This window comes from Aeromonas sp. QDB54 (genome assembly GCF_027707385.1).
GTDB lineage: Bacteria > Pseudomonadota > Gammaproteobacteria > Enterobacterales > Aeromonadaceae > Aeromonas > Aeromonas hydrophila.
This window is the reverse complement of record NZ_JAPCIT010000006.1, coordinates 226,618-238,542: the sequence shown is the minus strand read 5'-3', so window position 1 is coordinate 238,542 and position 11,925 is coordinate 226,618. Positions and strand designations below refer to the sequence as shown.

Annotated in this window: 9 protein-coding genes; 6 read left to right on the top strand and 3 right to left on the bottom strand. The window is 58.3% G+C overall.

The genetic code is table 11. The annotated features are described in order from the left end of the window. Nucleotides 1-139: 139 nt before the first annotated feature. Both trxC and PG881_RS08240 read left to right on the top strand, forming a co-directional pair. Nucleotides 140-568 carry a thioredoxin TrxC gene (gene trxC / locus PG881_RS08245; protein ID WP_029303141.1) on the top strand — a complete coding sequence of 143 codons (429 nt, stop codon included), beginning with the start codon at nucleotides 140-142 and terminating at the stop codon, nucleotides 566-568. 165 nt (nucleotides 569-733) lie between these two features. Then, nucleotides 734-2,122, top strand: a complete 1,389-nt coding sequence (locus tag PG881_RS08240; RefSeq protein WP_106552683.1) for an SLC13 family permease — start codon at nucleotides 734-736, stop codon at nucleotides 2,120-2,122. A 254-nt stretch (nucleotides 2,123-2,376) separates the two neighbouring features. Here the strand turns inward: PG881_RS08240 and PG881_RS08235 are convergent, their stop codons facing one another. Both PG881_RS08235 and PG881_RS08230 read right to left on the bottom strand, forming a co-directional pair. Further along, entirely contained in the window at nucleotides 2,377-4,851 is a 2,475-nt protein-coding gene (locus PG881_RS08235) for a glycogen/starch/alpha-glucan phosphorylase (protein WP_024944463.1), read from the bottom strand. Nucleotides 4,852-5,236: 385 nt separating this feature from the next. After that, nucleotides 5,237-5,434: a DUF4250 domain-containing protein gene (locus PG881_RS08230; protein WP_005300391.1), complete on the bottom strand. Its 198-nt coding sequence runs from the start codon at nucleotides 5,432-5,434 to the stop codon at nucleotides 5,237-5,239. 233 nt (nucleotides 5,435-5,667) lie between these two features. Between PG881_RS08230 and PG881_RS08225 the strand changes: the two genes are divergently transcribed. Continuing rightward, the gene (locus PG881_RS08225) at nucleotides 5,668-6,156 is read left to right on the top strand and encodes a cell division inhibitor (RefSeq protein WP_167825033.1); all 489 of its coding nucleotides are present in this window, start codon (nucleotides 5,668-5,670) and stop codon (nucleotides 6,154-6,156) included. A gap of 397 nt (nucleotides 6,157-6,553) precedes the next feature. On the opposite strand, the gene PG881_RS08220 is transcribed toward PG881_RS08225, so the two are convergent. Then, nucleotides 6,554-8,077 (bottom strand): fumarate hydratase, encoded by a 1,524-nt coding sequence (locus PG881_RS08220; protein WP_024944465.1) that lies wholly within the window; start codon nucleotides 8,075-8,077, stop codon nucleotides 6,554-6,556. A 296-nt stretch (nucleotides 8,078-8,373) separates the two neighbouring features. Between PG881_RS08220 and pabB the strand changes: the two genes are divergently transcribed. From pabB to PG881_RS08205, 3 genes are all read left to right on the top strand, one after another. Then, nucleotides 8,374-9,660: an aminodeoxychorismate synthase component I gene (gene pabB / locus PG881_RS08215; protein ID WP_270799256.1), complete on the top strand. Its 1,287-nt coding sequence runs from the start codon at nucleotides 8,374-8,376 to the stop codon at nucleotides 9,658-9,660. Between the two features lie 47 nt (nucleotides 9,661-9,707). Then, nucleotides 9,708-10,274 carry a CoA pyrophosphatase gene (locus PG881_RS08210; protein ID WP_011706269.1) on the top strand — a complete coding sequence of 189 codons (567 nt, stop codon included), beginning with the start codon at nucleotides 9,708-9,710 and terminating at the stop codon, nucleotides 10,272-10,274. Between the two features lie 215 nt (nucleotides 10,275-10,489). Beyond that, a complete protein-coding gene (locus PG881_RS08205; protein ID WP_270799200.1) occupies nucleotides 10,490-11,788 on the top strand; it encodes a serine/threonine transporter in 1,299 nt (432 codons plus the stop codon). The last annotated feature ends 137 nt before the right edge of the window (nucleotides 11,789-11,925 follow it).

Here is an 11,925-nt window from a genome sequence, read left to right as displayed (position 1 = left end):
ATGTCATGGCCACGCATCCACCGACATCATGTCGACACAGGATCACTGGCTGTGAAAGATAACTGACTACTATGTTACCGTTACTCTGCCCTGTCAGTGCAATAAGATGTTGCAGGGCTTATGCATACAGGAATCAATTATGTCATTTATCACTACCTATTGTAGCCATTGCTTCACCAGGAACCGCCTGCCTGAAGAAAAAGTGGATTCAAACGCGAAATGCGGCCGCTGCAAGAGCGGGCTGTTCGCCACCACCCCGGTCAACGGCCAGGAGCAGCAGTTCGATACCCTGATCCAGTCTGACATCCCGGTCGTGGTCGACTTCTGGGCCAGCTGGTGCGGACCATGCCTTCAATTTTCACCTGTTTTTCAACAAGTTGCCAGTGAACTTGAACCAAGGCTCCGCTTCGTCAAGGTCGATACCGAGCAACAAGCCGCCATTGCGGCCCGTTACGCCATTCGCAGCATTCCCACCCTGATGGTCTTCAAGCAGGGCAAGATGGTGGCACAGCGCAGTGGCTCCCTTCCTCCCAGTCTGTTCAAGGAGTGGTTGCACAGCTTCATCTAGGCCACAAATGATACCGATATGTTTAATTTGTGTTTATTTAATGTTTTCATTTGCCTTGACTCTGTGAGTCCCGGCATGCTTTGACCAGTTCCCCCTGTTTCAAACGGGGGGATGAATGTAATCTCGGCAACACAACAACAACCATAAATTAACCGAGAGAACAATATGCACACATCTGCAGTACCCTCCACTACCCCATCGCGCTGGCTGGACATCAAATCCGGGATCGTCATCCTGGATGTCTTGCTGCTCTGTGCCATGCTGGCCTGGCTCCCCTTTGACCCCAACGTCAACAAGGGGCTGGGGATCCTGGTCTTCATCGCCATCCTCTGGCTGACTGAAGCAGTCAACATCACCATCACGGCTCTCTCCATCCCGGTACTTGCCACCCTGCTCGGGGTCTTTGACATGAGCAAGTCGCTGACGGACTTCGCCAACCCGGTGCTGTTTCTGTTCTTCGGCGGCTTTGCACTGGCCGCCGCACTCTCCAAACAGGGGCTGGATACCCAGATCGCCGCCAAGGTGATGCAGCTTGCCAGGGGCCACCTCGGCTGGGCCGCCATCGTGCTCTTCACCATCACGGCCGCGCTTTCCATGTGGATCAGCAACACCGCCACCGCCGCCATGATGATGCCGCTGGCCCTCGGCATGCTGAAAGGGCTCGACGCCCACAAGGAGCGCCGTACCCTGGTCTTCGTCCTGCTGGGGGTTGCCTACAGCGCCAGCATCGGTGGCATCGGCACCCTGGTCGGCAGCCCGCCCAACGCCATCGCAGCCGCCCAGATGGGGCTGGGTTTCACCGACTGGATGAAGTTTGGCATCCCGGTGGTGCTCATCTTCATGCCAGTGGGCATCGGCCTGCTTTATATGGTGACCCGTCCCAACCTCTCCCATCAGGTCAGCACCGAGCAGGTCACCATCCAGTGGACCGGTCAACGCAAGATCACCCTGCTCATCTTCCTGACCACAGTACTGCTGTGGATTGGCTCCCAGCCCATTGCCAAGGCAATGGGGGGCATTCCCCAGTTCGATACCCTGATCGCCATGGGTGCCATTGTGGCCATTGCCATCAGCCGGGTGGCCAGCTGGGATGACATCAACCAGAACACCGACTGGGGCGTGCTGATGCTGTTTGGTGGCGGCCTTACCTTAAGCGCCATCCTGAAGCAGACCGGGGCCAACGCCTTCCTGGCGGAGCACCTCTCCAACGGTCTGGCCACCATGCCGATCTTCATCATCCTGCTCTGTCTGGCCGCGTTCGTGGTGTTCCTGACCGAGCTGGTCTCCAACACCGCCACTGCCGCCCTGCTGGTGCCGCTGTTTGCCGGGGTAGCCCAAGCGCTGGGTGTATCGCCCATCGTTGTCTCCGTGCTGATCGCCGTCGGTGCCTCCTGCGCCTTCATGCTGCCGGTGGCCACCCCGCCCAACGCCATCGTGTTCGCCAGCGGTCATATCAAACAGCGTGAGATGATGCGGGCCGGCCTGGTGCTGAACCTGGTCTTCACCGTCATTCTGACCCTGCTCGCCTACTTCATGGGTGACATACTGCACTGATATGCCGAGTACCAAGGCCCCTGACGGGGCCTTTTTATTACCTCTTCTGCATGCAGTCTCGGCCAAACTTTACCCCTTCTCACTCAGTCACCACCTTTGAACAGCCACAGTTCTCAGCTAAAAGAGTCGTATTGTGAAGGTTTTGGTTTGACGCTTCCCCCTTGTGCTCTCTTGTCCACAATCCCCATCACCAACACCGCCCACTCAAAATAAAAAACCCCCGCATGGCAGGGGTTTGCTGGTTTACCGTCTCATCAGCCGATGCTGCAGGGTTTCAGTTGCCAGATGCGATCCACATAGTCCTGGATGGAACGATCGGAGTTGAACTTGCCCATGGTGGCTGAGTTGATGATGGCCTTCTTCGCCCAGAGGGCCGGATCCCGATACCAGCTGTCGATCAGCTTGTGGGCTTCCGAGTAGGAGGCGAAATCGGCCAGTGTCAGGTAGGGATCCCCCCCTTCCAGCAAGGAACGCTTGATGGAGGAGAGCTCGCCCGGACGACCCGGCGTGAAGTAGTCGGTATCAAACCAGTCCAGCACGGCCTTGAGCTCGGAGTTGGCATAGTAGAAGTCGTACGGGTTGTAGCCGCGCCCCTTCAATGCCTTCACCTCGTCCACGTTCAGACCGAAGATGGCGCAGTTCTCGGCTCCCGCCTCTTCGGCGATCTCGATGTTGGCGCCGTCCAGCGTACCGATGGTGATGGCACCGTTGAGCGCCATCTTCATATTGCCGGTACCGGAGGCTTCATAGCCGGCGGTGGAGATCTGCTCGGAGACATCAGCCGCCGGGATCAGCTTCTCGGCCAGGCTCACGCGGTAGTTCGGCATGAACACCACTTTCAGCTTGCCCTGGATGCGCGCATCGTTGTTGACCCGCTCCGCCAGCTTGTTGATGGCGTAGATGATGTCTTTGGCCAGCTTGTAACCGGGCGCCGCCTTGGAGCCGAAGATGAACACCCGCGGGTGCATGTCATAGTCGGGGTTGGCCAGCAGGCGACGGTAGAGCGCCATGATATGGATGAGGTTCAGCTGTTGACGCTTGTACTCGTGCAGACGCTTGATCTGGACGTCAAAGATCGCCTCCGAGCTCACCTCGATGCCGGTTTCGGCCTTGATCACCTTGACCAGCTTCTCCTTGTTGTGGCGCTTGATGGTCATGAACTGCTGCTGGAATGCCTTGTCGTCGGCAAATTTGACCACGCTGCGCAGCTTGTCGAGCTGCAGCGGCCACTCTTTGCCCACCACCTCGTTGTAAAGCTCGGCCAGTTCCGGGTTGCAAGCCAGCAGCCAGCGACGCGGGGTCACCCCGTTGGTGACGTTGCACATCTTCTGGGGCCACAGCTCGGCATACTCGGGGAACAAGTCTTCCTTCACCAGCTTGGAGTGGATCTCGGCCACACCGTTGACCTTGGAGGAGCCGATGACGCACAGGTTGCCCATGCGCACCTTGCGCACATCACCCTCTTCGATGATCGAGAGCTTGGCCTTGATGGCATCGTTACCCGGCCACTTGGGCTCAACCAGCTCGCTCAGGAAGCGGGCGTTGATCTCGTAAATCACCTCAAGATGACGGGGCAGCACCTTCTCGAACAAACTGACCGACCACTTCTCCAGCGCTTCCGGCAGCAGGGTGTGGTTGGTGTAGGAGAAGACCTGATAGCTGATGGCCCAGGCCGCGTCCCAGGTCAGCCCCTCTTCGTCCACCAGCACCCGCATCAGTTCCGGGATGGCGACAGTCGGGTGAGTATCGTTGAGCTGGATGGCAATCTGGGCTGCAAAGTTGCTGAAGTCGGCGCCATGCACCCGCTTGTAGCGACGCATGATGTCCTTGATGGAGCAGGCACAGAAGAAATACTGCTGGATCAGGCGCAGCTCTTTGCCCGCATCGGTCTCATCGTTCGGATAGAGTACCTTGGAGATGGTCTCGGCCTGGGCTTTCTCCGCCTGGGAATCGATATAGCCACCGGCGTTGAACACGTCCCAGTCAAAGAACTCGGAGGCGCGGGATTCCCACAGGCGCAGGATGTTGACGGTATGACCGCCAAAACCGACCACCGGGATATCCCAAGGCACCCCTTTGATCTTGCGGCCAGCGTGCCACACCTTCTTGAGGCCACCGTTGTCGCCAAACACGGTCTCAACATAGCCATAGAGCGGGATCTCCTGCACGGATTCCGGGCGGCAGATCTCCCAGGGGTTGCCATATTCACGCCAGGAGTCGGGGCGCTCAATCTGGCGACCATCCTGAATTTCCTGACGGAACAGGCCGTGCTCGTAGTGGATACCATAGCCGACCGCCGGGTAGTTCAGGGTCGCCAGGGAATCGATGAAGCAGGCAGCCAGACGGCCCAGACCGCCATTGCCGAGCGCCATGTCGGGCTCTTGTTCACACAGATCGGTCAGTTCCAGACCGAGTTCACCCAGCGCCTCTTCGCAAATTTTATACAGGGAGAGGTTGTGCAGGTTGTTGGAGGTCAGACGCCCCATCAGGAATTCAGCAGAGAGATAGTGAATCGCACGAGTATCTTTCTTGAAGTGAGTCTGCTGAGTGCGGGTCAGGCGCTCGTACACCTGTTCGTTGACGGCGGCTGCGGTCGCTTTCCACCACGCTTCTGGCGAGGCTTTCTGTTCGCTTGTACCCAAGGTAGAACGCAGGTGACGCACGATACTCGCCTTGAGCTGATCTTTATCCAGTTGGAGATCCTGGTCTGTCTTCTTCTTGGTAGCCATAAACCATTTCCTTCGTTACAGAATAATAAATTGTTATCCCATCAGGGACCGGCGCTGTTGTTATCTCAGAATATGTTCCGGCGTGGGCATACTAGCTAAAGCCGCTGGTTTAAAAGTTAACGCAAGTCACACTTTAACGCATAAAAATGACAGTTCAAGCTTGAAAACCCTTTCCTGAAACCTGCCATTATGAATCTTTAATTTCATTAAAAATCATACAGTTAATCTCAGCATAAAAATATAAATACGTGAATAGGTTTTCAATGATTGCCAAGTGCTGAAAATCCTTGAAAATAACTGAAAATTCAGCGCACATTGAAAACGATTTCAATGTGCGCTGTTCATGAAAAGCAAAGGCCGAGGCTGTGCGGTTGATTTCTGCGGGTCAACCATGGGCTTTGAACTGGTTGCTCATGGGGTCATAGTGATAGCCTATCTGCAATAAGCGGGTAGCCAGCTGATCTTCCGTCATGTCGTAGTAGGCCAACAACTCTTCCAGCCCGTCACACTCCAGCCGCAGCTTCTCATTGATGATCCCGAGCAGGATATTGGCATCCAGTCGTTGCAAGGTGCTGACGTCCATCTCATCTCTCCTCTGTGCAAGACATACTGTATAACCATGGGCGTCCCCTCCTGCTTTGTCCATAGGCTAAAAAACACCCACCGCCAACATCAAATAAATAACCTTTACAATCAATAATATAGATTCAATCACTGCCAATTAGATCACATTTTAGAGCACAAATGGCTTGTCACTGGCACCAACAGCAACTACTGTATGCGCATACAGCATGGTTATTCATACAGGACAAACATATGAGCCAGCCCATGAGTCAGTACCCGATCACCACCTCAGCCGGTATGAGCAATCCCTGGCCCACCCGGCATCAAGGCAACATGGATGATGAGCGTTATAGCGCAACGATTGCCCATGAAGCCCCGCTGCTTGATGAGCTGGTGAGATTGAGCCATGGCGATACCGGCTGGATCCTGTTGATTGCGCCACCCGGCCTGCCAGTAGCCAAGCAGCTGCAGGCACAGGGGATCAATCCCGCTAGGGTGTTGGTGGTGCACAGCCCCAAGATCAAAAACTGGCAGCGTACGCTGGAACAGAGTCTGGGCAACGGCCGCTGCGCCGCTGTGCTGACCTGGCTGCCAGAGCAGGTCATGCTGGACCGCGCCAAGTTGAGCAAGTTGGGACAACGCTGCGGGGTTCTGACCCGTTTCTTCGAGCCGGCCGCATCCTCTCCCGTCCACAGTGGCTCACTGGTCTATGGCGGGCAGGATGTCTATCTCAACCACTGACAAGTACCAAGAGTGCGAGGAGATACCTTGCAGGATTGGTTGATGAGTTGAACGGGCTTTTCGTTGAGCGCTGAACAGTCCAGCAATCACTGAGTGACAAGAGCCATGCAGCCATCAGACAACAGCGGCAAGTGCCTGCCGACAGACGGAAGTGGAAGCCGGCATTGCAAGCAAGGCGTAGAGCACCTCACAGTGAGCACTGTTGACAGTTGGTATGACTCAGTCGACTGCACGCAGGCCAAAAGAGAAGGCGACCCTGGGGTCGCCTTCGTTCTGTCTGTTATGACGGTAGCTGTATGACGGTGATATCCATGGCTGTCACACGCCACGTCCCTTCACGCTGAGCCTCGAGACAAGCCTCCAAACCGTGAGTGAACAGCCATCAAACAGCTTTCGCTCACGCCAGTTTGCCGTCGAGCTCGGCAATCTTGGCAGACCAGTAAGCCGGGCCTGTCTCATGGATATTGTTGCCCTGAGAGTCGACCGCCACGGTCACCGGCATGTCTTCCACCTCGAACTCATAGATGGCTTCCATACCCAGGTCGGCAAAGGCCACTACCCGCGCCTTCTTGATAGCCTTGGCCACCAGATAGGCGGCACCGCCGACGGCCATCAGATAGACAGCCTGGTGCTGCTTGATGCTCTCGACCGTCTTGGGGCCTCGCTCAGATTTGCCGATCATGCCGATAAGGCCGGTTTCTCCCAGCATCATGTCGGTGAACTTGTCCATCCGGGTGGAGGTAGTCGGGCCGGCCGGGCCGACCACCTCGTCACGCACGGCATCGACCGGGCCGACGTAATAGATGAAGCGGTTGGTGAAATCGACCCCTTCCGGCAGCCCCTCGCCTTTTTTCAGCATGTCGGCAATGCGTTTGTGAGCGGCATCGCGACCGGTCAGGATCTTGCCGGAGAGCAGCACAGTATCCCCGCTCTTCCAGCTGGCAAGCTCTGCCTTGGTGATGCCGTCGACATTGACACGGCGCACGTTGCCGCCAGCCGAGCGGGTGATCTCCGGCCAATCTTCCAGCTTCGGCGGGGTCAGCTCGGCCGGGCCGGAGCCATCCAGTTCGAAGTGCACGTGACGGGTCGCCGCGCAGTTGGGGATCATCACCACCGGCTTGGAGGCCGCGTGGGTCGGCGCAGATTTCACCTTCACATCCAGCACGGTAGTGAGACCGCCGAGGCCCTGGGCACCGATCCCCAGCTTGTTGACCTTGTCGTAGAGCTCGACCCGCAGCTTCTCTTCGGTGGTCTCCGGACCACGGGCGATCAGCTCCTGGATGTCGATATGCTCCATCAAGGCCTCTTTGGCCAGTACAGCCGCCTTCTCGGCGGTACCACCGATGCCGATCCCCAGCATGCCCGGTGGACACCAGCCGGCGCCCATGGTCGGCACAGTTTTGAGCACCCACTCCACCACGTCGTCGGAGGGGTTGAGCATCACCATCTTGGACTTGTTCTCGGAGCCGCCGCCCTTGGCCGCGATGCTCACTTCCACCTTGTCACCCGGGATCATGTCGATGTGCACCACGGCCGGGGCATTGTCCTTGGTGTTCTTGCGACTGCCAGCGGGGTCGGCCAGTACGGAGGCGCGCAGCGGGTTGTCCGGATTGGTGTAGGCACGGCGGGTGCCCTCGTCCACCATCTCCTGCACCGTCATGTCGCTGTCCCATTGCACCTGCATGCCGATCTTGACGAAGCAGGTGACGATGCCGGTATCCTGACACAAGGGGCGATGCCCTTCGGCAGACATGCGGGAGTTGATCAGGATCTGGGCCAGGGCATCCTTGGCGGCCGGGTTGATCTCGCGGTCATAGGCAGCCTTGGCGGCCTGCACGAAATCGAGGGGGTGGTAGTAGGAGATGTACTGCAGGGCGTCGGCGATGGAATCGATAAAATCCTGTTTTTTAATGATGCTCATATCATCCTCACTGGTCCTTGTCTCCGGCTCGATGCAGAGCAAGGGCTTCCATATGAGCCGTGCTTCGGTGGGGTGGTGCCAGGCGGCTTGCCTGTCGGCCCGATAAGACAACGGCGTGTTTTTTCTAAAAACTCCGGCGGCTATGATACGCTTGCCACCCCCGTACCGGCTAGGGAGCAGGCTGTAAACTGTTGCCTGTGTAACAAAAAATGAAACCAACGCTGCATATCCACCATTTTGATCACCAGACGGCGCTCCATGCCCTGTTCGCACGCCTTCATCATCTGCCCTGGGCCATGTTGCTGGAATCCGCCGGCCCGCTGGGAGCAGACAACCGCTTTGACATCATCACCGCCGATCCGCTGGCCACTTTGCAGACCGAGGGAGCGCTGACCCGCATCGCGCAGGGAGATCAACACGAATCCCGTGAAGATGATCCGTTGATGCTGCTGGCCCAACGCCAACACGCCCTGCTGGGAGAGGTCATCAGTCAAGCGACCCCCCTGCCCTTCATCGGCGGTGCTCTCGGCCTGTTTGGCTATGATCTGGGCCGCCGTTTCGAGCGTCTGCCGAGCCTGGCCGCCCGTGACGTGACCATCCCGGACATGGCAGTCGGCATCTATGACTGGGCCCTGCTGCGGGACGTGGCAACGGGCCAGTGGCAGCTGGTGCACTGGGGCGATGAGGCCGGCCTTGCCCGCCGCCTGCAATGGCTTGAGGCGCAGCAGGCAACCGCCACTGAGCCCTTTGCCTTGCAGGGAAAATGGCAGAGCAACATGAGCCGCGCGCAATACGGTGACAAGTTTGCCAAGGTCCAGGCCTATCTGGCCGCCGGGGACTGCTATCAGATCAACCTGACCCAGCGCTTCAGCGCGCCCTATCGGGGCGACGAGTGGCAGGCCTATCAGGCGCTGTCACAAGCCAACCGCGCCCCCTTCTCGGCCTTCCTGCGCTTGCCGCAGGGCGCCATATTGAGCCTCTCCCCCGAGCGTTTCCTGTTGCTCGACCAGCGCCATATCGAGACCAAGCCCATCAAGGGCACCCGTCCGCGACTGGCCGACCCAGCGCTGGATCAGGCCAGTGCCCTGGAGCTCGCTAGCGCCGACAAAGACAGATCGGAAAATCTGATGATCGTGGATCTGCTGCGCAACGACATCGGCCGGGTGAGTCGGCCCGGCTCGGTCAGCGCACCCAGTCTGTTTGCGGTAGAGTCCTTTCCGGCGGTGCATCACCTGGTCTCCACCATCCACGGCGAGCTGGATGCGCAGTGGCAGGCGGTGGACCTGCTGCGCGCCTGTTTCCCCGGCGGCTCCATCACCGGTGCCCCCAAGATCCGGGCCATGGAGATCATCGAAGAGCTGGAGCCCCAGCGGCGCAACGCCTACTGCGGCAGCATCGGCTATCTGAGCCAGCATGGCCGGATGGATACCAGCATCTGCATCCGCACCCTGATCGCCGCACAGGGCCAACTCCACTGCTGGGCCGGTGGCGGCGTCATTGCCGACTCCGACGTGGACGACGAATATCAGGAAACCTATGACAAGGTGGCCCGCATTCTGCCGCTGCTGGACACACTGCGTTGAAAACCTGACAAAATGGATCACAGCAACTGGAGCGAAGAAGAATCGAGATGGAACGTGCCGAACTGCTGACCCGCTTTTTATTACAACGCCCTGCCCCCGCCCACCGGTTGACGGTGGCCGGGCTCAAGCCCGCCGCCGTGCTGCTGCCGCTGGTCGAGCGGGCCGATGGCCTGCAACTGCTGCTGACCCGGCGCAGCCCGCACCTGCGCCACCACGCAGGGCAGATAAGCTTCCCCGGCGGCAGGCAGGATCCGGACGACCGGGACTTGATCCACACGGCGCTGCGGGAAACCCAGGAAGAGCTCGGCATAGTCCCTGCCCAGATAGAGGTGCTGGGCACCCTCACGCCCCTCAACACCGTCTCCCAATACGACGTGCTGCCGGTGCTGGGGCTGGTCACGGCCGACTATCAGCTCACCCTGAGCCGGGACGAGGTCGACCAGGCTTTTGAGGTGCCGCTCAACCACCTGCTGGATCCACGCCACCACATCGCGCTCACCATTCCCAGAGCCGATCACCTGCACACCATCTACTGGATCCCTTGGCAGCACCACTTCATCTGGGGTGCCACCGCCAGCATGATCCGCCAACTATCTCGGCAACTTGCCATATAACATTTTGCCTACAAAATATTGTGCAACATTCGCGCATTAACATTAAACTAACGTAGGTTTTTATAAAAAATAATTGATTAATTCTTCTTTCGATCACATTTCCACAAAAGAATGCGGGTTTGAGCCCCATAAAGGTGAATTTGATCAACATTTTTGATTAAAAAAACCGTATCCTTGCGCCGATTCAATAAAAACCACAATTCGGGGTGAGACACATGTCTAATACTGTCACCGGCGCACAGGACGTTGCGACCTCACAGGAGCAAGGAACCCGCTCTATCCAATCGCGTGGTTGGACCAAGCAAGACACCAGCTGGGTGATCAGCCTGTTCGGCACCGCCGTTGGTGCCGGCATTCTGTTTTTGCCCATCAACGCCGGCATGGGTGGCTTCTGGCCACTGGTGGTGATGGCGCTGCTGGTCGGCCCCATGACCTACCTGGCACACCGCGGCCTCGCCCGCTTCGTACTCTCCTCCAGCAGACCCGATGCCGACATCACGGAAGTGGTGGAAGAGCACTTCGGCGTGGGTGCCGGCAAATTGATCACCCTGCTCTACTTCTTCGCCATCTACCCCATCGTGCTGATCTACGGGGTGGGCATCACCAACACGGTTGAGAGCTTCATGGTCAACCAGTTGCAGATGACGGCGCCCCCGCGCTGGATCCTCTCCATCGTGCTGATCATGGGCATGATGTCGGTGATGCTGGCCGGTGAAAAACTGATGCTGAAGGTGACCGAGTTTCTGGTCTACCCGCTCATCGCCATCCTGGTGGGGATCTCCTTCTACCTGATCCCGGACTGGACCGGCGCGGCCCTCTCCCAGATGCCGTCCGGCAAGGACTTTGCCATCACCCTGTGGCTGACCATTCCAGTGCTGGTGTTCTCCTTCAACCACAGCCCGGCCATCTCCAGCTTCTCGCTGGCCCAGCGCCGCGATCACGGCGAGCACGCGGTCGAGAAGTCTGACGCCATTCTCAAGCGCACCGCCACCATCCTGCTCGGCTTCGTGATGTTCTTCGTCTTCTCCTGCGTGATGAGCCTGACCCCGGCACAGCTGGCAGAAGCCAAGTCCCAGAACATCGCCGTGCTCTCCTACCTGGCCAACCAGCACGCGAGCCCCATCATCTCCTACTTCGGCCCGCTGGTGGCATTCGTGGCCATCGTCTCCTCCTTCTTCGGCCACTACCTGGGTGCCCGTGAAGGCCTGAAGGGGATGATCGTCCAGAACCTGCGCAAGTCCGGCAAGGAGCCGAACCACAAGAAGGTCGAGATGTTCATCATCGCCTTCTTCATCCTGACCCTGTGGGGTACTGCGGTGATCAACCCCTCCATCCTCGGCATGATCGAGTCGATGGGTGGCCCCATCATCGCCACCATCCTGTTCATCATGCCGATGTACGCCATCAAGCGCGTGCCGGCCATGGCGAAGTATCAGGGCCATATCAGCAACGGCTTCGTGGCTGTGATGGGGATGACGGCCATCTCCGCCATCCTCTACCAACTGCTCGGCTGACACTCGGCCATGCCAGTAAACATGCCAGCCGGGTAACCGGCTGGCATTTTTTATGATGCCAACAGCAGCGGATGATGGCTCTCCAGCAGGCGAGCATGCACAGGCATGTTGGCCGACGCGCCACTCGCAAAACACCG

Bases quoted from the DNA above. Each gene is read 5' to 3' on its own strand.
- pabB (WP_270799256.1), top strand. From the start codon at position 8,374: ATGTTGCTGGAATCCGCCGGCCCGCTGGGAGCAGACAACCGCTTTGAC.
- PG881_RS08205 (WP_270799200.1), top strand. From the start codon at position 10,490: ATGTCTAATACTGTCACCGGCGCACAGGACGTTGCGACCTCACAGGAG.
- PG881_RS08210 (WP_011706269.1), top strand. From the start codon at position 9,708: ATGGAACGTGCCGAACTGCTGACCCGCTTTTTATTACAACGCCCTGCC.
- trxC (WP_029303141.1), top strand. From the start codon at position 140: ATGTCATTTATCACTACCTATTGTAGCCATTGCTTCACCAGGAACCGC.
- PG881_RS08235 (WP_024944463.1), bottom strand. From the start codon at position 4,851: ATGGCTACCAAGAAGAAGACAGACCAGGATCTCCAACTGGATAAAGAT.
- PG881_RS08230 (WP_005300391.1), bottom strand. From the start codon at position 5,434: ATGGACGTCAGCACCTTGCAACGACTGGATGCCAATATCCTGCTCGGG.
- PG881_RS08240 (WP_106552683.1), top strand. From the start codon at position 734: ATGCACACATCTGCAGTACCCTCCACTACCCCATCGCGCTGGCTGGAC.
- PG881_RS08220 (WP_024944465.1), bottom strand. From the start codon at position 8,077: ATGAGCATCATTAAAAAACAGGATTTTATCGATTCCATCGCCGACGCC.
- PG881_RS08225 (WP_167825033.1), top strand. From the start codon at position 5,668: ATGAGCCAGCCCATGAGTCAGTACCCGATCACCACCTCAGCCGGTATG.